Annotated in this window: 18 protein-coding genes; 11 read left to right on the forward strand and 7 right to left on the reverse strand. The window is 75.5% G+C overall.

Going from position 1 to position 23,075, the window contains the following annotated elements; all coding sequences use genetic code 11:
- Window positions 1–229: 229 nt before the first annotated feature.
- Window positions 230–814 (forward strand): nuclear transport factor 2 family protein, encoded by a 585-nt coding sequence (locus RVR_RS01910; protein ID WP_202232116.1) that lies wholly within the window; start codon window positions 230–232, stop codon window positions 812–814.
- A gap of 54 nt (window positions 815–868) precedes the next feature.
- Here RVR_RS01910 and RVR_RS01915 read toward each other — a convergent pair whose 3' ends face one another.
- A complete protein-coding gene (locus tag RVR_RS01915) occupies window positions 869–1,585 on the reverse strand; it encodes a response regulator (RefSeq protein WP_202232117.1) in 717 nt (238 codons plus the stop codon).
- A 160-nt stretch (window positions 1,586–1,745) separates the two neighbouring features.
- On the reverse strand, window positions 1,746–2,840 hold the full coding sequence (locus RVR_RS01920; protein ID WP_202232118.1) for a nitroreductase family protein: 1,095 nt from the start codon (window positions 2,838–2,840) through the stop codon (window positions 1,746–1,748).
- 282 nt (window positions 2,841–3,122) lie between these two features.
- On the opposite strand from RVR_RS01920, the gene RVR_RS01925 reads away from it, so the two are divergent.
- The 3 genes from RVR_RS01925 to RVR_RS01935 all read left to right on the forward strand — a co-directional run bounded on the left by RVR_RS01925 (window position 3,123) and on the right by RVR_RS01935 (window position 7,211).
- Window positions 3,123–3,728: an Rv1733c family protein gene (locus tag RVR_RS01925; RefSeq protein ID WP_202232119.1), complete on the forward strand. Its 606-nt coding sequence runs from the start codon at window positions 3,123–3,125 to the stop codon at window positions 3,726–3,728.
- A gap of 328 nt (window positions 3,729–4,056) precedes the next feature.
- Window positions 4,057–4,728 (forward strand): helix-turn-helix domain-containing protein, encoded by a 672-nt coding sequence (locus RVR_RS01930; protein ID WP_202232120.1) that lies wholly within the window; start codon window positions 4,057–4,059, stop codon window positions 4,726–4,728.
- The gene (locus RVR_RS01935) at window positions 4,725–7,211 is read left to right on the forward strand and encodes a glycoside hydrolase family 65 protein (RefSeq protein ID WP_202232121.1); all 2,487 of its coding nucleotides are present in this window, start codon (window positions 4,725–4,727) and stop codon (window positions 7,209–7,211) included. The genes RVR_RS01930 and RVR_RS01935 overlap by 4 nt, the downstream gene beginning before the upstream one ends.
- A 55-nt stretch (window positions 7,212–7,266) precedes the next feature.
- Here the strand turns inward: RVR_RS01935 and RVR_RS01940 are convergent, their stop codons facing one another.
- Complete coding sequence (locus RVR_RS01940) at window positions 7,267–8,964, reverse strand: GAF domain-containing sensor histidine kinase (RefSeq protein WP_202232122.1); 1,698 nt, start codon at window positions 8,962–8,964, stop codon at window positions 7,267–7,269.
- 273 nt (window positions 8,965–9,237) lie between these two features.
- Complete coding sequence (locus RVR_RS01945) at window positions 9,238–9,903, reverse strand: CBS domain-containing protein (RefSeq protein ID WP_202238314.1); 666 nt, start codon at window positions 9,901–9,903, stop codon at window positions 9,238–9,240.
- A 345-nt stretch (window positions 9,904–10,248) separates the two neighbouring features.
- On the opposite strand from RVR_RS01945, the gene RVR_RS01950 reads away from it, so the two are divergent.
- From RVR_RS01950 to RVR_RS01975, 6 genes are all read left to right on the forward strand, one after another.
- On the forward strand, window positions 10,249–11,310 hold the full coding sequence (locus tag RVR_RS01950) for a formylglycine-generating enzyme family protein (protein ID WP_202232123.1): 1,062 nt from the start codon (window positions 10,249–10,251) through the stop codon (window positions 11,308–11,310).
- 195 nt (window positions 11,311–11,505) lie between these two features.
- A complete protein-coding gene (locus RVR_RS01955) occupies window positions 11,506–13,113 on the forward strand; it encodes an ROK family transcriptional regulator (protein WP_202232124.1) in 1,608 nt (535 codons plus the stop codon).
- Window positions 13,114–13,139: 26 nt separating this feature from the next.
- Window positions 13,140–14,057 carry an ABC transporter permease gene (locus tag RVR_RS01960; protein WP_430393210.1) on the forward strand — a complete coding sequence of 306 codons (918 nt, stop codon included), beginning with the start codon at window positions 13,140–13,142 and terminating at the stop codon, window positions 14,055–14,057.
- Complete coding sequence (locus RVR_RS01965) at window positions 14,054–14,881, forward strand: ABC transporter ATP-binding protein (protein ID WP_202232125.1); 828 nt, start codon at window positions 14,054–14,056, stop codon at window positions 14,879–14,881. The genes RVR_RS01960 and RVR_RS01965 overlap by 4 nt, the downstream gene beginning before the upstream one ends.
- Before the next feature lie 153 nt (window positions 14,882–15,034).
- Window positions 15,035–16,027, forward strand: a complete 993-nt coding sequence (locus RVR_RS01970; RefSeq protein ID WP_202232126.1) for an aliphatic sulfonate ABC transporter substrate-binding protein — start codon at window positions 15,035–15,037, stop codon at window positions 16,025–16,027.
- Window positions 16,024–17,493: a sulfatase family protein gene (locus RVR_RS01975; RefSeq protein WP_202232127.1), complete on the forward strand. Its 1,470-nt coding sequence runs from the start codon at window positions 16,024–16,026 to the stop codon at window positions 17,491–17,493. Before RVR_RS01970 ends, RVR_RS01975 begins: the two co-directional genes overlap by 4 nt.
- Before the next feature lie 115 nt (window positions 17,494–17,608).
- Here the strand turns inward: RVR_RS01975 and RVR_RS01980 are convergent, their stop codons facing one another.
- Both RVR_RS01980 and RVR_RS01985 read right to left on the reverse strand, forming a co-directional pair.
- Window positions 17,609–18,670 (reverse strand): DUF5134 domain-containing protein, encoded by a 1,062-nt coding sequence (locus tag RVR_RS01980; RefSeq protein WP_202232128.1) that lies wholly within the window; start codon window positions 18,668–18,670, stop codon window positions 17,609–17,611.
- Complete coding sequence (locus RVR_RS01985) at window positions 18,667–20,139, reverse strand: PepSY-associated TM helix domain-containing protein (protein ID WP_202232129.1); 1,473 nt, start codon at window positions 20,137–20,139, stop codon at window positions 18,667–18,669. The genes RVR_RS01980 and RVR_RS01985 overlap by 4 nt, the downstream gene beginning before the upstream one ends.
- A 604-nt stretch (window positions 20,140–20,743) precedes the next feature.
- Between RVR_RS01985 and RVR_RS37265 the strand changes: the two genes are divergently transcribed.
- Entirely contained in the window at window positions 20,744–22,348 is a 1,605-nt protein-coding gene (locus tag RVR_RS37265; RefSeq protein ID WP_237404515.1) for a ricin-type beta-trefoil lectin domain protein, read from the forward strand.
- A gap of 129 nt (window positions 22,349–22,477) precedes the next feature.
- Here the strand turns inward: RVR_RS37265 and RVR_RS01995 are convergent, their stop codons facing one another.
- Entirely contained in the window at window positions 22,478–23,047 is a 570-nt protein-coding gene (locus tag RVR_RS01995; RefSeq protein ID WP_202232130.1) for a TetR/AcrR family transcriptional regulator, read from the reverse strand.
- Window positions 23,048–23,075 lie beyond the last annotated feature (28 nt).

Genomic DNA, 23,075 nt, shown 5'->3' on the forward strand with positions numbered 1-23,075 from the left:
CATGAGGGGACGGAACGGTGGGGGCGCTGTGCGCGGGAGGCCCTCCCGGGCCGTGCGACAGTGTGGTGTCGTGTTGGATTGGGCGTCAAGCTCCGTACCAAGGAGACATGTTCCGACACGGACGGGCGTTCCACGGCCGTCGGCGTGGGCCGCGCGCTTCCTGCTCCGGCAACCAAGCCACGCGCCGGGCCCGTTGGACCGCGCGGTCCGTGGACCGGACACTGGGGACATGACCGCCACGCTGCAGGACCGCCAGGACATCGCCGACCTCATGACCGGATGGATCCACCGGGACCTCGCCGAGTGGGACCGGCTGCGCGCCCTGTTCCATCCGGGGGCCCGGATCGAGATCACCTGGTTCGAGGGTCCGGCCACCGACTTCGTGGACGCCTCCGCGCGCATGGGCACGTCCGACCTGCGCACCAAGCACGTCATCACGGCGCCGTACGTGACCTTCTCCGCCGACGGCACCCGGGCCGTCACGGAGACCAACGCGATCCTCGTCGGAGAGAACGCCCGGCTCGGCTTCGGCTGCACCGCCCACAACCGCTTCCTCGACCGCGTCGAGCGGCGCGACGGCGCGTGGCGCATCACCGACCGCAAGAGCGTCTACGACTTCGCGTCGTTCACCTTCGCCCGCGGCGTCGTGGACATCGACCAGGAGGCGGTCGCCCGCCACCCGGTCGAGTACGCCGCCCTGGCCCACCTGCTCGAAGCGACCGGGTTCCCGGTACGGCGGGTCTTCGCGACCAAGGGCAGCGATCTGGAGCAGGACATCAAGCGGTCGGCCGCCGAGTGGCTGCGGGAGGGCTGAACCACCGCTGCGGCGACGCCCGGAGCCCCGCGCCGCAAGGCGGGTGGCCGGGGATCAGGGGCGCCCGCGCTTCGGGCGGGTGTCGTGGGCCGGCCCCTGCGCGGCGTCCTGCGTGGCGATGACGGCCGCCTGGACGCGGCGCTCCACGCCGAGCTTGGCCAGCAGGCGCGAGACGTTGTTCTTCACCGTCTTCTCCGACAGGTACAGCCGCCTGCCGATCTGCGCGTTGGTCAGCCCCTCGCCGATCAGGCCCAGGATCTCCCGCTCCCTGGGGGTCAGCCCCGACAGCGCCTCGTTGCCGGGCTCCTCGGGCTCCTGCCCGCCGCGCAGGCTGCTCATCAGCCGCGTGGTGGTGGCCGGGTCGAGCATCGACTGCCCCGACGCGACGGTCCGCACGGCGGAGACCAGGTCCGACCCCCTGATCTGCTTCAGGACGTATCCCGCGGCGCCCGCCATGATCGCGTCCAGCAGCGCCTCGTCGTCGTCGAACGAGGTGAGCATCAGACACCCCAGGTCGGGCATGCGCGAGCGCAGCTCGCGGCAGACGGTGATCCCGTCCCCGTCCGGCAGCCGCACGTCCAGCACCGCGACGTCGGGCCGCAGCGCGGGCCCGCGGGCGAGCGCCTGCTCCGCCGTGCCGGCCTCACCGATCACCTCGATGTCGGGTTCGGCGTCCAGCAGGTCGTGCACGCCCCTGCGGACGACCTCGTGGTCGTCCAGCAGGAACACCCTGATCGGTTCGTGCGGTGTCGACCGCCGCGCGTCGCTCATGTCTCCCGGCCCTCCGCCCAGTAGTCCCCGCCCGGTGCTCCGATCATCGGGCCACGGCCGCCCCTGCCTCTAGGGCCGAACGGTCCATTCGCCCCGGACGCCGGCCGGGCCCCGCGCCGCGCGCCCCGGCCCGCCCCGCGCGTCGAGGGGGCGGCGGCCCTCACCGGCCGGGCCACTTCGGAGGCTCCAGGACGTCCCCGACCGGCCGCCTGGAGGTGGCGGCGGTCTCCGGACCGTATCCCAGCCTGAGCAGCATCTGCACGTGGCCGATCCCGCCGTGCGGGTCGTTGAGCACCCAGCGCAGCTCGCGCCACTCCAGTGCCTGGTGCAGCAGGGACGCCCGCAGGCCGTGGGCGGTCGCGAGGAGCAGCACGTGCTCCAGTCCCTGGCCGGCGCGCAGCCAGTCCGCGGGGACGTCGCGGTGCGAGGACAGCACGCCCACCACGGGGTGCGGCTCGAAGGGCTCGGGCGGCGGCCTGCGCACCGACCCCTGGGCGGAGAAGTCCCGGACGGGCATCCGCCCGGCCTCGTCGCGCGGCCCGATCGCGGAGGACGGCACCCCGTCGGCGGCCCCGTCCCGCACCCACGAGCGGCTCTCCACCCGGCGCCGCGGGTCCGCGGACTCGTACCAGTCGGCCCGCGCCGTCAGTTCGAGCAGCCGCTCGGTCTCCGCCGGGTCGGGCAGGACCAGCCGCGCCCCCTCGCGCTCGGCCGCGGACACCAGCGCCCGCAGCACGGCCGCGGGCACGGAGCGGTCGGCGAAGGGGAAGCGGTTGCTGTGCCGGCGCCACAGCGCGTCGTACAGGCCGGGGGCGGAGCCGTCGCCGGTACGGGTTCCGCCGGTGCGGGTTCCCCTCGTACGGCCCTCCGCTTCCGCGCCGTCGGCCGTCCGTTCCCGCGGCCGCCGGCTGTCGGGCTCCCGGCCGCCCGGGCCCGGGCGCACTCCGGCCAGCCGCACCGACGCGAGGTGGCCCGGGTCGGCCGGCCGGGGCAGCAGCCGGACCACGGGCTCCCAGCCGAAGTGCGCCACCGCGACGCGCAGGTTGAACACCGCGGCGCCGACCGACAGGTGCAGGGCGCGCCCGTCGGGGTCGGCGTGCCGGACCATCCGTTCCGGGGCCGCGTGCACCTCGATGGTGAGCGTGGCGGGGTCCAGCCGGTAGCGCCAGGGCTGGGAGTTGTGGATCGAGGGGGCCGCGACCGCGGCCGAGATGAGCGTGTCCAGTGTCGTCTCGTCCAGCATCGGCGTGGCCATGGCATCCTCCGTGGGGGCTCTGCTCCCTCCACGCTCCCGGAGCGGCCGGCCGGGCGGCAGGGGCCGGCCGTAGCGCGGGCCGGGGCCGTTCGGCCCTGCCGGGGCGGCCGCGGACCGCCGAGGTGGCCGCCGTACGGCCCGGGCGGGGGCGGCCGGCGGGCCTCGCGGCCGGGCGGGGGGTGCCGTTGGGCCCGGATGTCGGGCCGGCCGGACCTACTCCCGGGGCTCGGTGTCTGGGACCGTCGAGGTGATGGGCGAGCCTTCGACGAAAGGGCTTCTTCCATGGGCACGGGTCGGCAGACGAGTCCGCGGACCGGCCGGCGTCGGCGGTTCTGGCGCTGGCGGCGCAATCCGCTCAGGCGCGGGAGCGACCGCCTGGAGGCGTGGACCCGGCTCGTGGCGGGCCTGCTGCTGGTGGTGGGGGCACCGATGGCCGGGGTGGAGGCGGGGCTGTCCGTCGTGGCGGACGCCGGCCGGCTTCCCGCGGACTGGAGGCAGGTCCCGGCCGTCGTCACCCACAAGGCACCGCCGCCCACGGCCGTCACCGGTGTCGGCCCGAACGGCGAGGAGGTGCGCGCCACGGTGCGCTGGCACGAGCCGGGCCACGACTCGCGCACCGGCACCACGCTGGTGGCACCCGGTACCCCGGCCGGCACGCGCACCACCATCTGGATCGACCCCGCCGGCGCCGTGCACCAGCCGCCCGCCGACTCGCGCGGCGTGAAGTCGGAGGCGATCGCCGTCGGCCTGCTGGTCGGTTCCGGGACGGCGCTGGCGGCCTGCGGCGGCGGCGCCGCGGTGTGCTGCGCGCTGAATCGGCGGCGCGCGGCCGACCTGGACCGCGAGTGGGCGTCGGTCGGCCCGGTGTGGCGCCGGCACCGTACCTGACCCGCCGCGCTCGGGGGGCCACCGGCCGTGCGTGCGAAGGATCGGCCGCCCGGCCGCCCCACGAGGCCCACGACGCCCGCGCACCCGCGCACCGCGCCGGAGCCTCGCCGCAGCCCTGGTCTCCGTCCTGGTCGGCGTCCGGTGGGCGTCGGGCCGGGGAGGGGGGATCGGAGGTGTTGGCGGCGTCGCGCGTTGTGCGCGACGCTGGAAGGAGTACCGCCGTCCGGCGCGGGGTGCCGCCCGCGCCACCACGGGAGCCCTGACCGGCGCGGCAGGGCGGTCGCCCCGCCACCTCCCGTGAGGACGCCTCCCGTAAGGAGGAGAACGCGTGGAAGGGAACGTCGGTCCCGAGGCGCACGCCTCCGACCCGGACCTGCTGTGGCGCCACATCACCGAGCGCAGGCGCCAGCTCGGCATGACCGAGAAGGAACTCGCGAAGCAGGCGCGCATGTCGCCGCGCTACCTGCGCCAACTCGCCGCGGTCGGCACCGACTTCGATCCCGGCGGGCTGTACCGGGTCGCCGCGGCCCTGGGCGTCACCTCGCAGCAACTGCTCGCGGGCCGCGCCGACGCGCCGCCCGGCCAGGCGGACCGCGCGCCGCGGCCGGTCCTCGTCCGCCTCACCAGCAAGGAGTGCTGGGACCGGCTGGGACCGCGCGGGGTGGGGCGGGTGGTGCTGCCGGCCGATCCGGCCCCCGTCGCGTTCCCCGTCAACTACGCCGTCGACGCCGGGACGGTCGTCTACCGCACCTCCCCGCACGGCGACGCCGCCCCGCGGGACGGCACGGCCGTCTCCTTCGAGGTGGACCAGGTCGACGACAGCACGGCCCTGGGCTGGAGCGTCCTGCTCACCGGGCACGCCGAGCGTGTGGAGGACTCCCCCGAGGCCCGCCGCCTCGACGAGACCCGGCCGGCCGACCCCTGGGCCGGCGGCGACCGCCCCCTGTGGGTGCGGGTGATCCCCGCGGCCGTCAGCGGCCGCCGCATCGGACAGATGTGAGCACGGACCGCCGACCGCGCCCGCCGGTTCCGGCCGGGAGGGGTACCGCGCCCGCGCCGAACCGCTGGACCTGGTGCTACGACGGCTACGACCCCGCGCGCGAGCGGCTGCGCGAGGCGCTGTGCACGCTCGGCAACGGCTACCTGGCGACCCGCGGCGCCGCGGCGGAGTCGGTCGCGGACGGGGTCCACTACCCGGGGACCTACGCGGCGGGCTGCTACAACAGGCTGACCTCGCAGGTGGCCGGCCACGAGGTCGACAACGAGGACATGGTCAACCTGCCCAACTGGCTGCCGCTGCGGGTCCGCGCCCGGGGCGGCCCGTGGCTGTCCCCCGACACCTGCCAGGTACTCGCCCACACGCAGGAACTGGACCTGCGGCGGGGCACCCTGACGCGGCGGATGCGGCTGCGGGACCGGGACGGGCGGGAGACCGCCGTCGAGGAGACCCGCCTCGTGCACATGGGTGATCCGCACCTCGCCGGCCAGCGCGTGGAGGTGACGGCCGCCGGGTGGTCGGGCGAGCTGGAGATCGAGTCCGGGCTGGACGGGCGCGTCGTCAACGGCGGGGTGGAGCGCTACCGCGACCTGGACGGCCGCCACCTGACCGACCTGAAGGCCGGCGCGCCCCGTCCCGACACCGTCACGCTCAGCTGCCGGACGTCCGGCTCCGGCATCGGCGTGGCCATGGCCTGCCGCACCCGCGTCGTCGGCGGCCCGCCGGGCCGGGCCGAGCAGACCGCCGGGGCCGCCGAGGCCGCCCGGACCGCCGGCGGGGGGCGCGCCTCCCTCCTCCTGACGGTGCCGGTGCGCCCGGGAGCACCGGTCGCCGTGGAGAAGGCGGTCGCGGTGCACACCACCCGGGACCCCGCCATCGGCGACCCGCTGGACGCGGCGCTCGCCCGCGCCGAGCGGGCCGCCGGCTTCAGCGCCCTGTTGCGCTCGCACACCACGGCGTGGGAGGAGCTGTGGCAGCGGGCCGACCTGGAGGCGCCTGGCCGGGCGGGGCACGTGCTGCGGCTGCACCTCTTCCACGTCCTCCAGACGCTGTCCCCGCACACCGCGGCCCTGGACGTCGGGGTGCCCGCGCGGGGCCTGCACGGAGAGGCGTACCGGGGGCACGTCTTCTGGGACGAGCTGTTCGTGCTGCCGTACCTGAACCTGCACCTGCCCGAGGTCTCCCGCGCGCTCCTGCTCTACCGCCACCGCCGGCTGGGGGCCGCCTGCCGCAACGCCGCCGAGGCCGGGCGGAAGGGCGCCATGTACCCCTGGCAGAGCGGCAGCGACGGGCGGGAGGAGACGCAGCGCCTGCACCTCAACCCGCGCTCCGGCCGGTGGCTGCCCGACCACTCCCGGCTCCAGCACCACGTGGGCTCCGCGGTGGCGTACAACGTGTGGCAGTACTACCAGGCCACCGGCGACGCGGAGTTCCTGCACGGCCAGGGCGCGGAGATGCTCCTCCAGATCGCGCGCTTCTGGGCGGACGCCGCGCGGTGGGACCCGGGCCGCGCCGCGTACCGCATCGAGGGGATCGTCGGCCCGGACGAGTACCACGACGCCTATCCGGGCGCGTCCCGGCCGGGTCTGGACGACAACGCCTACACCAACGTGACGGCGGCGTGGGTGCTGTGCCGGGCCCTGGAGACCGCCGGCCTCCTCCCCGCGCCGCGCCGGGACGAGCTGTTCGAACGGATCGGGCTGGGCCGGGCCGAGCTGGAACGCTGGGAGGACGTCTCCCACCGGTTGCGGGTGCCCTTCCACGAGGGCGTCGTCAGCCAGTTCGACGGGTACGGCGAGCTGGCCGAGCTGGACTGGGACGGCTACCGGCACCGGTACGGCGACATCCGCCGCCTGGACCGCATCCTGGAGGCCGAGGGGGACAGCGTCAACGGCTACCAGGCGTCCAAGCAGGCCGACGTGCTGATGCTGGGCTACCTGTTCCCGATGCCGGAGCTGGCCGGGCTGTTCCGGCGGCTCGGGCACCGTCTCGACGAGGAGACCTGGACCGCCACCGTGGACCACTACCTGGCCCGGACCAGCCACGGGTCGACGCTGAGCGAGCTGGTCCACGGATGGGTGCTGGCGCGCTGCCGCCGGGCCGAGGCGTGGAGCCACGTGCGGCAGTCACTGCTGGGCGACGTGGCCGACGTGCAGGGCGGCACCACCGGCGAGGGCATCCACCTGGGCGCCATGGGCGGCACCCTCGACCTGGTGCAGCGGTGCCTGACGGGTCTCGAACCGCGTCTCGGCGCGCTGTGCCTGGACCCGGTGCCGCTGCCGGAGCTGTCGCGGTTCCGCCTGTCGCTGCACTACCGCGGCCACTGGGGGGTGGGCGTCACGCTGCGGTCCGGCCGGCTGCACGTGAGCGTGCCGGACTCCGACCGGGGGCCCGTCCGGATCGTGGTGGGCGGGCAGGCCCGGACGGTGGCGCCGGGTACGGCGTTCACGACGGCGTTGCCGCAGGAGGGGGCAGGGACCGACTGAGCCGGCGTACCGACGCCGCGGGCGGGGTGCGCGCAGGTCAGCCCGCGCCGGGGCGTCAGCCCGCGCCGGGGCCTTCGAGCGGCACGCTCCACCGCAGGCGGGTGCCGCCGTCGGGGGCGGGGCCGACGTGGAAGGTGCCGCCGAGGCCGTCCGCGCGCTCGGCGAGGTTGCGCAGGCCGCCGCGCGGGGCGTCCGGGGCGATGCCGACGCCGTCGTCGCGGACGGTCAGGGTGAGCGTGCCGGCGGCGACCGTGAGCCGGATCAGGACGCTGGACGCCTCGGCGTGCCGGGCGACGTTGGACAGCGCCTCGTCGAGGACGGCGACGGCCTCCTCCGCGATCGCCGCGGGCACCTGCGCGTCGATCGGCCCCTCCATCTGGAGGGACGGGGTGAAGCGCAGCCCGCCGCCGCGGCGCTCGGCCTCCCGGGCCCGCAGCCCGAAGATCGTGGTCCGGATGATCTTGATCGTCTCGTCGAGGTCGTCCACGGCCCGCATGATCCGCTCGGTGGCCTGCGGGTGGTCCACGAACCGCAGGGTGCTCTGGAGCGTCATGCCCGTCGCGAACAGCCGCTGGATCGCCATGTCGTGCAGGTCCCTGGCGATGCGGTCACGGTCCTCCAGCACCGCCACCTGCTCCGCGTCCCGCCGGCGGGCGGCCAGCTCCATCGCCAGGGCCGCCTGCCCGGCGAAGGCGAGCAGCGGGGCGGTCTCCTCCTCGCTGAAGGGGGCCGCCCGCTCCTTGCGCGCCAGCAGCAGCACGCCCCGCACCCCGTCGTCGGTGACCATGGGCACCGCCACCACCGGGCCGAGGCCGCTCCACCGCGGCGGTCCCGCGGTGACCCGGGGGTCCTGCTGGATGTCGGCGGTGGCGATCTGCTCGCCGGTGGCCAGCGCGGCGCCCATGAACGAGCCGTCCACCGGCAGCACCAGGTCGCGGTGCGCGTCGGCGTCCACGCCCAGCGCGATCGCCACGCGCAGGTCGGCACTCCCGGTGACGGGCAGCGCGAGCACGCCGAGGTCGGCGTTCAGGATGCGGCCGGCGTGGCCGACGATGCCCTCCAGCACCTCGGCCTGCGGGGCACCGGACAGCAGCGCGCGGACGATCTGCGCGTTCGCCTCCAACCAGCGCTGCCGGTCGCGGGCCGCCTGGTACAGGCGGGCGTTCTCGATCGCGACACCGGCGGCGACCGCGAGCATCCGCAGGATCGTCTCGTCCTCCGCGTCGAAGTCCGCGCCGCCGCGCTTCTCGGTGAGGTAGAGGTTGCCGAACACCTCGTCGCGCACCCGGATCGGCACGCCCAGGAAGGAGCGCATCGGCGGGTGGTCGGGCGGGAAGCCGTACGACGACGGGTGCGCGGACAGCTCCGACAGCCGCAGCGGCTGCGGCCTCCTGATCAGCTCGCCCAGGATCCCGTGCCCGGAGGGCAGCGCGCCGATCCGCCCCGCCTGCTCCTCGGACACCCCCACCGTCAGGAACTCCGACAGCCGGGTGCCCTCGATCACGCCCAGCGCGCCGTACTCGGCGTCGACCAGGGTGACCGCGGACTCCACGATGCGCCGCAGCACCTGCGACAGGTCCAGTTCGCCGCCGACGGTCAGCAGCGCCTCCAGCAGGCCGTGGACGCGGGCCCGCGTGCCGGCCACCGCGTCGGCGCGGGCCTGCATCTCGTCGAGCAGGTGGTCCAGTTCGCGCCCAGGCCGGCGGCCGTCGTCGCCAAGGCTGTTGCCCACCGCATCCTCCGCCCGTGACATCGCGACGCTGTCGCCCGCAGCCCGCACGCTAACGGCGGGCGGCGCGGCAGCCGCACACCGACAGGGGCGCCGACCGGATTCCGCCCGTGATTCCGCCCGCTCGGCGCACGCCGGTCCACCCCGCGGGGTCGGGGCCGGGTCCGGTCCGAGGGCCGGGTGCGGGTCCGGTCACAGGGCCGGGTCCGGGTCCGGTCCGAAGGCCGGGTCCGGGTCCGGTCCGAAGGCCGGGTCCGGACCCGGCCCGGGCGGCGCGCGGCGGCGCGCCGCGGTGGCTCATCCGGCGGCCGGGGCGGCCGCGTCCGCGCCCCGCAGTTCGCACTCCACCCCGACGACGCCCTCGACCGCGCGCGCCAGCCGGGCCGCGGTCGGGATCAGCCGCGGCTCCCGCACGGCGCCGGTCAGCCGGACACGCCCCTCGCGGACCTGGACCCGCGGGTCCGGATCATCCGGGAAGAGCGCCTCGACGACCTGCCCGCGCACCTCGTCGGCGATCTCCTCGTCGGTGCGCAGGAAGACCTTGAGCAGGTCGGAGCGGCTGACGATGCCGCGCAGCTTTCCTCCCGCGTCGATCACCGGCAGCCGTTTGACGCCGCGCACCGCCATGATCCGGGCGGCCTGGGCGAGCGTGGAGTCGGCGTGCACGCACACCGCGGGGGCGGTCATCAGCCGGTCGGCGGTGACGGCCCCGGTCCGTTCCACGTCGCGGGCCCGCTCCTCCCGGTCCGACCGGTCCGGGGTGGTGGCGCGGAACTCCTCCTTCGGCAGCAGGTCCGCCTCGGAGACCACGCCGACCACCCGGCCCTCGCCCTCCAGCACGGGCAGCGCGCTGACCTTCCACCGCTTCATCGTCCTGACGATCTCCTTGAAGCCGGCCTCCCTGCCGAGGGCGACCACGGTGCGGGTCATCACGTCCTCGACGGACATCGGCGAGCTGAACATGGTCTCCTCCAGCGGGGTGCCGGGCGGCGGCCCGGGAGCGGCTGCTCCGCGCACGGCAGGATCGCCGCGGGTCGGCAGCCGGGGCCGTGGCGCCCGCCTCCCCTCCATCCTCGCGCGCGGACCGGGTCCGGCGCTGGGGCCGGACGGTCCCCGGTTGGGGCCGTCCGGGGGCCGTCCGGCCCGGGCGGAAACCCCGGGGCGCCGCGTCCGTCCAGCAGGAGAGGGCCGACCCGGCCGCAGGTCAGCGGGTCGGCGCGGGCGCGGGTCGGCGGGTCGGCGCGGGCCCGGGCCGGGCACGGGCGTCGGCTTATCATGTGCGGTCGACACCGAAGTGGGGACCGCGCCATGAGTGAAGCCGAGCAGCATCCGCCGTCCTGCTGCGCCCCCGGGCGCGCGGAGGGACCCGGCGCCGGAGACGCGCCCGGAGGCCGCGGCGGGCGCCTCGCCCACGGCCCGGCCCCGTCCCCCGGCCCCGTCCTGCTCGACACGGCGGCGGGCGACGGCGAAGCGGCGGCGGGCGGCCGCGCGGAGCGCAGCGGCGGCGGCCGAGCGGCGGACGCGGACGGCTCGGTGCTGCTGCCGGGCGGCCGGTTCCTGATGGGGACGGACGACACCGAGGGGTTCGCCGCCGACGGGGAGGGGCCGGTGCGGCCGGTGACACTGCGGCCGTTCCGGATCGACGCGTGCGCGGTGACCAACGAGCGGTTCGCCGCGTTCGTCGCGGACACCGGGCACGTCACCGAAGCGGAGCGGTTCGGCTGGTCGTACGTCTTCGCCGGGTTCCTGCCCACGCACCTGCGGCGCGGGGCCGCCCGTCCCGAGCACACGCCGTGGTGGTGCGGCGTGCCGGGCGCGTGGTGGCGGGAGCCGCTCGGCCCGGGCAGCGGCCTGAACGACCTCGGCGGGCACCCGGTGGTGCACGTGTCGTGGGCGGACGCCGCCGCCTACTGCCGGTGGGCCGGGGGCCGGCTGCCGACCGAGGCGGAGTGGGAGTACGCCGCCCGCGGCGGGCTGGAGCAGCGCCGCTACCCGTGGGGCGACGAGCTGACGCCTGGCGGCGAGCACCGCTGCAACATCTGGCAGGGCCGCTTCCCCACGAGGAACACCGCCGAGGACGGGTACGAGGGCACCGCCCCCGCCGACGCCTTCGCCCCCAACGGCTTCGGCCTGTACAACATGGCGGGCAACGTCTGGGAGTGGTGCGCCGACTGGTGGACCACCGCGCACCCGGCCGGCCCGCGCGCCAACCCGACCGGTCCGGGCCGCGGCACCTCCCGGGTGATGCGCGGGGGTTCGTACCTGTGCCACCACTCCTACTGCAACCGCTACCGGGTCGCCGCGCGCACCTCCAACACGCCCGACAGCACCACGGGCAACCTCGGTTTCCGCTGTGTCCGCGACGCGTGAGCGCGGCCCGATTGTGAACCACCGTGAAGCGGATGTAACCCGCGCGATAAAGTTCGCCCGGCCGCAACACTGCTGAGGGGACGTCATATTCCCTTGTGAGCTGGGGTGTTGGGCGCCCGGCGGCTAACCGGGCGGGACCCGGTTCTTTTTTCCGGAGCATTGACGAAAAAATCCCCGGGTCCGCATCCTGTCGGCATGCAGCAACACGACGGCCTCCTGTCCCGGCTGCGCCGGGGCCACGAGCAACTGGTGCTGGACCTGCTGCGCACGCACGGGCCGCTCAGCCGCGGCGAGTTGGGGGCGCGCTGCGGTCTGTCGCGCACCACCCTGTACGACATCGTCGGCGCGCTCGTCGGCAACGGCGCGGTGGTCGCGGCGGCACCCGAGGCCGGCCCGCGCAAGCGCGGCCGTCCGGTGGAGCGCCTCGCCCTCAACCCCGAGGCCGGGCTGGCGATCGGTATCGACTTCGCGCGGCGGGCCGTGCACGTCGCGGCGGTCAACGTGGCCCACGAGGTGGTCGGCTCGGCGAGCGAGCCGCACGGGCCGGACCTGGCCTGGAGCGACCGCGTCGCCCTGGCCGAGCGCCTGATCCGCGGCCTCGCCGGCGACTCGCTCCGGTTGGACGCCCTCAGCGCGATCGGTGTGGGCGTCGTCGGCCCGGTCGTGGGGTCCCTGGACGCGGCGGAGCCGGTCGGCACGGACGACCCCGCCGCCACGGCGAGGCTCACGGACGAACCGGGCGCCCCCGCGCCGGGCCGGGCGAACGGCGTGCACGCCACGCCGGTACCGGCCGAGCCCGCCGGTCCGGCCGTCCCGCCCGCGCCGGGCGCCCCGGGCGCCGCCGGGACCGCTGCCGGGGCCACCCTCGGCGGCACGTCCGCGTCGTCCACCGCCACGTCCGCGGCCCCCGCCTCCGCCTCCGCTGCCTCCGCCGCCGTCTCCGCGACCGGCGCGGGCCGGGGTTCGATGGAGCCGGGCCCCGTCTCCCGACTGTTGGAGGAGCGCTTCAAAGTTCCGGTACTGGTGGACAACAACACGCGCCTGGCCGCGCTCGCCGAGTCGACCTGGGGCGCGGCGGCCGGTGGGACGGACGTGCTCTACCTGCGGCTGTCGCACGGCGTCGGCGGCGGGCTGATCGTCGGCGGGGCCCCGCACCGCGGCGCCTACGGCCTGTCCGGCGAGTTCGGCCACATCACGGTCGTGCCGGACGGCGCCGCCTGCGAGTGCGGCGGCTCCGGCTGCCTGGAGACGGTGGCCTCGGTGGGTGCGGTGCTCGACGCCTACCGCGCGGCGGGGGGCCGGGCCGCCGACATCGGCGACGTGACGGCCGCCGCCCGCGACGGCGAGGATCTGGCGGTCGCGGTGCTGGCCGAGGTGGGACGGCGGACCGGCACCGTGCTGGCCGCGGTGTGCCACGCGATCGGCCCCGGCGTGATCGTCCTGGGCGGCGAACTCGTGGCCGCCGGGGACGCGTTGACCGGCCCGGTCGAGCGCGAGCTGGCCGCCGGCCTGCTGCCGGTCGCCCGCGACCGCGTGGACCTGCGCCGGGCGGCGCTCGGCGAGGCGGGCGCGGCGCTGGGCGGCATCGCGCTGGTACTGCGGGATTCGCCCCAGCTTCACGACCACCCGGCGCGGCCGGCAGCGGCGGCGGCCCGGCCGCCGGCCGGGGAGCCCGTGCACGGAACCGGAACCGCCACCCCAGCGCGGAGGACCGACCCGCGGCGTACGACCGCCGCCGCAGCGGCGGCGGGCGCCGCCCCGGCGGGCACGGCCGGACGCGGCGGCCACGGAGGCACCCGATGAGCAGGCACGAACGGAGCGAGGCGACGATGGACCTGGCGACGACCGGGAAGGACGGTGAACCGTCCGCGGGGGCACCGTCGGCGGGGGCACCCTCGGCGGGGACGGGCGCGGCGGGGACGGGCGCGGCCGCCGCGGCCGGAGCGGAGGACGCCCCGCCGGCGGCGGGGGCGGCGACCGCCAGGCCGCTCGACTGGCGCCGCGGCGCGCCGCGCCTGCTGCTGAACGTGATCGCCGTCGCGGTCGGCGTGGGCCTGTGGGCGCTGCTGGCCTCCCGGGGCGTGCACGACCTGCCCGGCCCGGTCGCCGTCGCCCGCCGGGCGGGCCAGTTGCTGGGCGACGGCACCCTGGAGGACGACATCGCCGCCAGCCTGCGGCGGGTGCTCACCGGTTTCCTGCTCGGCACCGTGCTGGCGGTGGTGGTCGGCTTCCTCATGGGCTGGTACCCCATCGCCCGCGGGCTGTTCGAGCCCTACGTCCAGTTCTTCCGCACCGTCCCGCCGCTGGCCGTGATCCCGCTGGCGGTGGTCCTGATGGGGATCGGCGAGACGCCCAAGATCTTCGTGATCTTCCTGGCGGCCTTCCTGTCCAGCGTGGTGGCGACCTTCCAGGGCGTGCTCGACGTGGACCGCACCCTCGTCGACGCGGCGCGGGTGCTGGGCGCGCGGGACCGCACCATCTTCCTGAAGGTGGTCATCCCGGCGTCGGCGCCGTTCATCCTGGTCGGCATGCGGATCGGGCTGGGCGCGGCCTGGTCCACCCTGGTGGCCGCGGAGCTGATCGCCGCGCAGCAGGGCCTCGGCTTCCGGATGCAGCACGCCGAGACGTACTACGACCTCGACACGATCTTCGTGGGACTGATCACCATCGGCGTGCTGGGCCTGGTCATGGACCGGCTGCTGCTGCTGGCCGAGCGCCGTCTCACCGGTTGGCAGGAGCGACGATGACACACAAGATCTCCTTCCGGGACGCCGTCAAGACGTACCCGGTGAAAAGCGGGACGTTCACCGCGCTGGGCGGGGTGTCGCTGGACGTCGGCGAGCGGGAGTTCGTCACCGTGGTCGGCCCGTCCGGCTGCGGGAAGAGCACGCTGCTCGGGATGGCCGCGGGGCTGGTGGAGCCCACCTCGGGCGGGGTGTCCGTGGACGGCCGGCCGGTCACCGGACCGGGGCCCGACCGCGGGGTGATCTTCCAGCAGTACGCGCTGTTCCCGTGGCTGACGGTGCGCCGCAACGTGGAGTTCGGGCTGCGGCTGACCTCCATGCCGGCCGGGGAGCGCCGGGCGCGCGCGGACCACGCGATCGAGCTGGTCGGGTTGACGGACTTCGCGGACGCGCTGCCGAAGACGCTGTCCGGCGGGATGAAGCAGCGCTGCGCGATCGCCCGGGCGTACGCGGTCGATCCGGAGGTGCTGCTGATGGACGAGCCGTTCGGCGCGCTGGACGCGCTGACCCGGGTGCAGCTCCAGGACCAGTTGCTGGACACCTGGAGCAAGGAGCGGCGCACCGTCATGTTCGTCACGCACGACGTGGAGGAGGCGGTCTACCTCGCCCAGCGGGTCGTGGTGATGGCCGCCAGGCCCGGGCGGGTGCACGCCGTGGTCGACGTGGACCTGCCCTATCCCCGGACCGAGGAGATCCGGCTGTCCGCCGGGTTCGCCGCTCTGCGCAACCAGGTGTGGCAGGCCGTCTACCACCAGGCCCCGGCCGGACCGGACCCGCGGAAACCGGCGGGCGGCGACGCCCAGGCTCCGGCGGGCGCCGGCACCTGACCGGCGGCCCGCCCGGCCCCTGACCGGCACCTGACGGCGGCCCGCCCGGCCCGCCCGGCTCCCCTTCCGCCCCCGCACCCCCTTCCTCCCCGAACCCCTTCCTCCCTCCCTTCTCCCCCAAGGCTCCCCAGCCCTCCCGAAAGGACCCCCGTCATGGCCCCGATGAGCCGGCGCGGCTTCGTCACCGCACTGTCCGCGTCCGCCCTGTCACTCACCGCAGCCGCGTGCTCCTCGAACAGCTCCGGCGGCTCGGGCGGGGGCACCAAGGTCCGCTTCGGCTACATCGGCGACTTCAACGGCTCCAGCCTGCTGGCGATAGCCGACGACCAGGGGCTGTGGAAGAAGGAGGGCCTGAGCGCGAGCGTCAAGGTCTTCACGAACGGCCCGATCCAGATCCAGGCGCTGGGCTCCGGCGACCTCGACTACGGCTACATCGGCCCGGGCGCCCTGTGGCTGCCCGCCAGCGGCAAGGCGAAGCTGATCGCCGTCGACACGCTCACCTACGCCGACCGGGTCATCGCGCAGCCCGGCATCACCTCGATCGAGCAGCTCAAGGGCAGGAAGGTCGGGGTGACGGAAGGCACGTCGGGCGAGATGATCCTCGACCTGGCGCTGGACAAGGCGGGGATGAAGATCTCCGACATCAAGAAGGTGGCGATGGACCCGGCCACCATCGTGTCGGCGTTCTCCGCGGGGCAGATCGACGGAGCCGGCTTCTACTACCCGCTGATCGACACGATCAAGAAGCGCAAGCCGAAGCTGGTGGAGCTCGCCGCCGACCGGGACTTCCCCGATCACGCCTTCCCGACCGCCTTCGTCTCCGGGCCCAAGGCCGACCCGTCCCGTGACGCGAAGGTCGTCCGGGTGCTCCAGGCGGCGAACGACTGGCGGGTCGCGCACAAGGACCAGGCGATCGGCCTGTCCGCGAAGATGCTCCAGGTCACCGAGGCCCAGGTGCGCGCGGACGCGGCCAACGTCCAACTCCTCACCACCGCGCAGCTCGTGGCGAAGACGAAGGACGGCACCGTCGACACCTGGCTGAACGGCCTCGCCCGCTTCTTCGTGGGCACCGGCCAGTTGGAGAAGGCGCCGGCGCCGTCCGCCTACTACGAGGGCGCCGCCTTCACGAAGGCGTACGGCAAGTGAACATCCTGTTCCTGATGACCGACCAGCACCGGGTGGACACCCTCGGCGCGTACGGGAACCCGCACGTGGCCACCCCGCACCTGGACCGGCTGGCGGCCGGCGGCACCCGCTTCGACCGCTTCTACACGCCCACCGCGATCTGCACGCCGGCCCGGGCCAGCCTGCTCACCGGCCAGGCGCCGTTCCGCCACCGGCTGCTGGCCAACCACGAGCGCAACGTCGGCTACCTGGAGGACCTGCGCGAGGACGTCTTCACCTTCCCCGCCGCCCTCGCCGAGCGCGGCTACCAGCTCGGCCTGGTCGGCAAGTGGCACGGCGGCACCCTGCGCAACGCGGCGTCGTACGGCTTCGAGGGCCCGGATCTGGCCGGCTGGCACAACCCGGTGGACCATCCCGACTACCTCGCCTACCTCGACGCGAACGGCCTGCCGCCGTACCGCATCTCCGAGCCGGTGCGCGGCACCATGCCCAACGGCAACCCCGGCAACCTGCTGGCCGCGCGCCTGCACCAGCCGGTGGAGGCCACCTTCGAGCACTACCTGGCCACCCGGACCATCGAGCAGTTGGAGCGCTACGCCGCCACCGGCCGGCCCTTCTTCCAGGCCACCCACTTCTTCGGGCCGCACCTGCCCTACCTGCTGCCGGACGCGTACTTCGACCGGTACGACCCGGCGCTGGTCGAGCTGCCGCCCTCGATCGCCGAGACCTTCGAGGGCAAGCCGCCGGTGCAGCGCAACTACAGCGCGCACTGGACGTTCGACACGATGCCGATCGAGGTCACCCGCAAGCTCATCGCCGTGTACTGGGGCTACGTCACGCTCATCGACGAGCAGATCGGCCGCATCCTGACCCGGATGGACGAGCTGGGCCTGACCGGCACCACGTCGGTGTTCTTCACCGCCGACCACGGCGAGTTCACCGGCGCGCACCGGCTGCACGACAAGGGCCCGGCGATGTACGAGGACATCTACCGCATCCCCGGCATCGTCCGGGTGCCGGGCCAACCGCCGCAGGTCCGGGACGAGTTCGCCTCGCTCACCGACTGCACCGCGACCGTCCTGGAGCTGGCCGGCTGCGATCCGGCGCCGGCGGTGGACAGCCGCAGCCTGCTGCCGCTGGTGCGCGGCGAACGGCCCGCCTGGCGCACGGAGTTGCTCGCCGAGTTCCACGGGCACCACTTCCCCTACCCGCAGCGGATGCTCCGCGACGACCGCTACAAGCTCGTGGTGAACCCGGAGTCGGTCAACGAGCTGTACGACCTGGCGGCCGACCCCCACGAACTGTCCAACCGCTACCCGCACCCGGAGATGGCCGACGTCCGCCGCCGCCTGATGCGGAGGCTCTACGGCCTGCTGCGCGAGCGCGGCGACAACTTCTACCACTGGATGACGCCGATGTACGACATCGGCGCCTCCGACTACGACCCGAGCCTGAGCGCCTTCGAACCCGAGGGCACCACCGCCTAGGCGCGCCACGCCGCCGGTCTCGGGCCGGCGGCGCCGGGCCGGGGTGGGGCGGCGCCCGTCCGTGGTCGGGTGGACGGGCCCGGAGCGGCTACGGGCGGCGGGAGCCTGGCCGTGGTCACGTCAGGACGAGCAGCATCACCGCCATGCCGAGGGCCATCGCGCCGTGGCAGCCGACGTCCACGGACGCGTGGAGCGGCAGGGGACGGGGTGGGCGGTGACCGTGCGGGGCGGGACCCGGGGCCGGCCCTGGCGGCCGCGCGGGCGCGGCCGCTCCGGCCGGCGCGGGCACCTTCGTGCGGAGGGTCGGCGGCCGCACGGGGAGGGCGCGGGCGCCGTCGAGCGCCGAGGACAGCCACCACAGCCCCATGGCGAGGAAGCCCACGGCGAGCACGCCGGCGACGACGCGGGAGGCGCCGTGGAGGTGCATCGACATCCCCCCGCCGGACCCGGACATGTCCATCCCCGGCATGTCCGCCATCGCGGCCGGTCCGCCCGCCTCCGGACGACCGCCGCTCATGCCGCCGGGCATCGCGAGCAGCATCCACGCCATGGCGGCCGCCATCACCGCGTGCGCCACCGCGTGCGTCCACGGGTGCGGCGTCCCGTACGCCCGCGCGGCCCCGCCCTCCGGGCGCCCGCGGCGCAGCCGCCCTTCGCGGACCAGGGCCGTCGCCGGGAACCACACCGCGGCCAGCCCGAAGAACACCGCTTGCGGCGCGGCGGGCACGTCCATGCCCCACGGCCACGCCATGACCGCCATCGCGGCTCCCATCACCGCGTGCACCCCGTGCGCGATCCGCTCCCCCGCCGCACCGCCCGAGACGGCCAGGCGGTCCGGCTTCCCCGCTCGCCCGGGCCGCCCAGGCGCGGCAGCGCCGACCCGCCCCACCACGCCGGACGCCCCCGCGCCACCGCCCGGTTCGGCCCCACCGGACGATTCGGCGCCTCCGTCCGGTTCCACCTCAGCGTCCGCGGCCGCCTCCCGGCCCCCGCAGGCCGTGGCGTCCGGCGCCGCCCCGTCGGCCGCCCGAGCCGCGGCCAGGGCCGCACCCGCGTCCGTGGACTCCGGACCCCGCGCCCGGTCCCGGCCCGGGCGCAGCGCCCGGGCCGCGCCCAGCACCGTCAGCGCGCCGAAGAGGACCGTCAGTATCCAGCGCAGTCCGTGTGCCGCGATCACCGGGACACTCCCGTGACGAACCGGCGCCGGATCAGCGCGCCCACCGCGAGGTCGACCCCGAGGAAGACGAGCAGGGGCAGGCCGAGCAGCGGCAGGTAGTAGCCGAGCACCGCGGCCACCAGCAGTGCCGGGGCCAGCACCCGCCCCGGAACCCGGCGCCAGGCGCCGCGCGCGGGGGCGCGCCCCGGCAGGCGCGCCGACCCGTCCCGGCGGGTCGGCCGGCGCAGCCACCACATCCGGTAGCCGAGCAGGGCCACCGCGATGAGCCCGACCGCCAGCAGCGCCAGGACGATCTGGTTGGCGAGCCCGAAGAGCAGCCCCATGTGAGCGTCGATGCCCCAGCGGGTGAGCTTCGCGAGCACCGGGTAGTCCGCGAAGCGGAGCCGCGCGGTGACCTTCCCGGTGTGCGGGTCCACCGCCACCGAGTCCTGGCGCTCCGGCCAGTGGCGGGTGTTCTCCTTCACCGTCCACGCCGTACCGGGGGCGGCGGGCGGGGTGACGACCAGCGGGCCGCCGAGGCCCGCGCGGTGGGCGGAGGCCACCACCGTTCCGATGCCGACGCTGCGGCCGCCGCCGTGCGCCACCGGGTCCGCCGCGGGCAGGACCGTGGACACCGAGGGGCTGCCGCCCTTCAGCCTCGCCTGCAACGCACCGATGCTCGCCCCCGCGTGGTCCGACCAGGTCAGCCCGGTGGCCGACAGCCCGAGCAGGCCCGCGGACAGGCCGAGCCCCGCCACCGCGTGCCACGACAGCGTCCGGCGGCGGCCGGCGCCGCCGCGCACCCTGGGCAGCACGGTCCGGCGCAGCCGCTCCCCCTTGCGGCGCCGCGCCCCGAGCCACAGCGCGAGCCCGCCGAGCACCTCGACCCACAGCCAACTGGCGGCCAGCTCGCTGTAGTTGCGGCCGAACGCGCCGAGGTGCAGGGTGCGGTGCAGCGTGTCGAGCCAGGCGCGTACCGGCAGCCACTGCCCGTACGTGGTGAGCACGCCACGCACCTTGCCGGTGTACGGGTCGACGAACGCGGTCCGGCTGTACCCGTCGGGCAGGCCGGGCGTGCCGAGCAGCACCCGGGTGGTGTCGGTCGGCCCGGCGGGCGGGTCGACCGACTGGAGGGTGCCGCCGGGGACGGCCGCCTCGCCCGCGGCGACCTGCCGGGCCAGCGGGACGACCTGCGCGGGATTCCGCGCGGCCACGTGCAGTTCGTGCCGGTAGACGATCCCCTCGATCTGCGGCGAGGCGGTGTACACCAGCCCGGTCGTCGCGGCGACGAGCAGGAAGGGGCCGACGAGCACACCGGCGTAGAAGTGCAGCCTCCGCAGCAGCGGGCGGACCGCCGCCCAGCGGCCGCCCGGCCCGCGAACCGTCTCCCGCGTCCCCGACCCCGACCCCGTCGCTGTCGACCGGGGCGCCGGGTCCGGCGCGCCTCGCTCCCGCGTCCCCGGGTCGAGAGCTGTGTCGCTCGCTGCCATGCCGTCTCCCGCCGTGCGTTGCCGAGTCGAGGTGGGAGAGCCCAACGCGCCCACCTCTTCATACGTCGGACGTCCGGAGCGCCGAGTTCCGGCCGCCCGGACCCTTCCGGAACGGGAAGCCGCCCACCGGGCCGCCCGGGCACGGCGGAGGGGGCCCGCCCGGCGGTCCGGTCGCTCCGCCGCCGACGGCCGGGGATGGCCGGCGATGGCCGCCGGAAGGGGGAGGCGGCGCCCCGGCGTTTCCGGCCGCGGCGGGCGCCGACACCACTCCGCCATATTGACGCGTGCATGTCGGATGGCTAATTTCGATGAGCGCTCTCCGCACGGCACGTCCGCCCCTCCACACCGCGGCCGCTCCCGGCGACCCGGCTCCGCGTGCGCACGCGGGGACCCGTCCGCCGGGGACGATGTGGCGAAACCGCCGGGTCTCGACCTGACAACGTTGCCAGATCGGCGTCCGGCTCGTCCGGGCCGGCCCCAGCACCTCGCACCTCGCACGCCGGACGCCGTCCGTGGGGAGAGCGCTCCCGGTGCGCCGGCTCCCCCGTGCCCGTCCACCGCCGCGGACCGGGACCCTCGCCACCCCCACACGAACAGGTGAGACATGAAGAGATTCGTCCAGTGGGCGCTGACGCTGGCCGCGGCGGCAGGACTCGCCGCCACGTCGCCGGCCGCCGCCCACGCCCTGGCCGCTCCGGCCGACGCGGCCGGCCAGGTGACCACCGCGCACGCGTGTTCCGAGCCGCTGCGTCCCGGCGCCCCGGTCTGCTACGCGCTGGTCCGTACCGACCTGCACGCGTTGCACGACAACGCGCTCGCCCCCGACGCGACGCCGTCCGGCTACGGCCCCTCGGACCTCCAGCGGGCGTACAACCTGGCCTCCGCCGCCGCGTCGAACGGCGCCGGAGCCACCGTGGCCGTCACGGAACTGGCGGACAACCCCAACCTCGAGTCCGACCTCGCCACCTACCGCGCGCAGTACGGCCTGCCCGCGTGCACCACGGCCAACGGCTGCTTCCGGAAGGTCAACGGCAGCGGCCAGCAGGGCAACTACCCCGGCGGGGACACGGGGTGGGGCACGGAGGCGTCGCTCGACGTGGACATGGTCTCCGCGGTGTGCCCGCTGTGCCACATCCTGGTGATCGAGTCCGGCGACCTGGACTCCGCCCAGAACACGGCCGTCTCGCTCGGCGCCCACTTCATCTCCAACAGCTGGGGCACCGGCGACGGTTCGGGCGACGCGGGCGCCGACGCGGACTTCAACCACGCCGGGGTCGTGGACGTCGCCAGTTCGGGCGACGGCGGCTACGGGGTGAGCTTCCCCGCCACCTCGAAGTACGTCGTGGCCGCCGGCGGCACCAGCCTGCACCAGGCCACCGGCACCTCGCGGGGCTGGACCGAGACGGCCTGGTCGGGCTCCGGGGCGGGCTGCTCGTCGTGGGAGTCCAAGCCGAGCTGGCAGACCGACACCGGATGCGGGAGCCACCGTACGGTCGCCGACGTCTCGGCGGTCGCCGACCCCGCCACCGGTGTGGCCGTCTACGACACCTACGGGCAGGGCGGCTGGTTCGTGGTCGGCGGCACCAGCGCCTCCTCGCCGATCATCGCCTCGACCTACGCGCTCGCCGGGGCACCCGCCACGAACGCGGCGTCCGTGCTGTACAGCCACACGTCCTCGCTCAACGACGTGACGTCGGGCTCCGACGGCTCGTGCAGCCCCTCCTACCTGTGCACCGCCGCCGGCGGCTACGACGGCCCCACCGGCCTTGGCACCCCCAACGGGCTCGGCGCCTTCAACGGCAGCGGGAGCACCGGTTCGCAGACCGGTCCGATCACCGCCGGCGTCTCGTCCTCGCTGTGCGTGGACGACCGCTCCTCCAGCACCGCGAACCTCAACCCGGTGCAGATCTGGAACTGCAACGGCAGTTCCGCCCAGCAGTGGACCGTGTCCTCCGGCAACACCCTCAAGGCGCTGGGCAAGTGCCTGGACGTCGACAACTCCGGCACCGCGGACGGCACCACCGTGGACCTCTACGACTGCAACAACACCGGCGCCCAGGTCTGGCAGCCCCAGTCCAACGGCTCCCTGCTCAACCCCAACTCCGGCAAGTGCCTCGACGACCCGAACAGTTCCACCACCGAGGGCACCCAGCTCCAGCTCTGGGACTGCAACGGCACCGCCGCGCAGCACTGGAACCTCCCCGGCTGACCTGAGCGGCGGACGGCGCGCGGGACGGCGACGACGTCCCGCGCGCCCACGCGGCAGCGACTCCCCCGCCGCCGCGGCATCCCCCTTCGCGGGCCGATCCGCCGGGCGGCCGATCCGCCGGCCGGCGGGTCAGCACGCGGACGCGCAGGCCCGTACGTCGGCGAGCGCCTGCCGGGCGAGCACGCGGAAGTCCTCGCCGGAGGTCTTCCCGCTCCAGCGTTCGAAGGCGATCGCCGAGGCGAGCGCGCCGAGGTCCGCCGACACGCGGGCGGTGACCTCGGGCACCCCGCGCCGTCTGAGCGCGTCGGCCATCGACACCACGAGGGCGAGGTTCTTCAGCGCCTCGCGTTCCCGCAGTTCGGGGTTGGCGGCGATCACCACCTGCCTGCGGGCGGCGAACTCCCGGCGTTCGGCCGTGAAGACCTCCCCGCCGAGCGCGTCCAGCGCGTGGGCGACCAGGTCGAGGGGCGCCGCCGTCTCCGGCGCCGCGGCGATCGCCTCGGTGATCAGTCCGTCGACCGAGCCGCGGCCGAAGAGCACTTCCCTCTTGTCCTGGAAGTGGCGGAAGAAGGTGCTCTTGCCCAGCCCGGCCCGCCGCGCGATGTCGATCACGGTCGTGTCGTCGTACCCCCGCTCGGCGAAGAGCTCCAGCGCGGCGTGCGCGAGCCGTTCCGCGGCGTTCGGTTCCCAGCGAGCCATGGCACCCAGTGTACGGGACTCGGTCCCG

The organism is Streptomyces sp. SN-593 (assembly GCF_016756395.1).
Lineage (GTDB): Bacteria > Actinomycetota > Actinomycetes > Streptomycetales > Streptomycetaceae > Actinacidiphila > Actinacidiphila reveromycinica.

Excerpts from the sequence above, each read along its gene's own strand:
- RVR_RS01950 (WP_202232123.1), top strand. The coding sequence starts at position 10,249 with ATGAGTGAAGCCGAGCAGCATCCGCCGTCCTGCTGCGCCCCCGGGCGC.
- RVR_RS37265 (WP_237404515.1), top strand. The coding sequence starts at position 20,744 with ATGAAGAGATTCGTCCAGTGGGCGCTGACGCTGGCCGCGGCGGCAGGA.
- RVR_RS01920 (WP_202232118.1), bottom strand. The coding sequence starts at position 2,840 with ATGGCCACGCCGATGCTGGACGAGACGACACTGGACACGCTCATCTCG.
- RVR_RS01925 (WP_202232119.1), top strand. The coding sequence starts at position 3,123 with ATGGGCACGGGTCGGCAGACGAGTCCGCGGACCGGCCGGCGTCGGCGG.
- RVR_RS01955 (WP_202232124.1), top strand. The coding sequence starts at position 11,506 with ATGCAGCAACACGACGGCCTCCTGTCCCGGCTGCGCCGGGGCCACGAG.
- RVR_RS01940 (WP_202232122.1), bottom strand. The coding sequence starts at position 8,964 with ATGTCACGGGCGGAGGATGCGGTGGGCAACAGCCTTGGCGACGACGGC.
- RVR_RS01945 (WP_202238314.1), bottom strand. The coding sequence starts at position 9,903 with ATGTTCAGCTCGCCGATGTCCGTCGAGGACGTGATGACCCGCACCGTG.
- RVR_RS01915 (WP_202232117.1), bottom strand. The coding sequence starts at position 1,585 with ATGAGCGACGCGCGGCGGTCGACACCGCACGAACCGATCAGGGTGTTC.
- RVR_RS01910 (WP_202232116.1), top strand. The coding sequence starts at position 230 with ATGACCGCCACGCTGCAGGACCGCCAGGACATCGCCGACCTCATGACC.
- RVR_RS01960 (WP_430393210.1), top strand. The coding sequence starts at position 13,140 with ATGGACCTGGCGACGACCGGGAAGGACGGTGAACCGTCCGCGGGGGCA.
- RVR_RS01965 (WP_202232125.1), top strand. The coding sequence starts at position 14,054 with ATGACACACAAGATCTCCTTCCGGGACGCCGTCAAGACGTACCCGGTG.
- RVR_RS01985 (WP_202232129.1), bottom strand. The coding sequence starts at position 20,139 with ATGGCAGCGAGCGACACAGCTCTCGACCCGGGGACGCGGGAGCGAGGC.
- RVR_RS01970 (WP_202232126.1), top strand. The coding sequence starts at position 15,035 with ATGGCCCCGATGAGCCGGCGCGGCTTCGTCACCGCACTGTCCGCGTCC.
- RVR_RS01995 (WP_202232130.1), bottom strand. The coding sequence starts at position 23,047 with ATGGCTCGCTGGGAACCGAACGCCGCGGAACGGCTCGCGCACGCCGCG.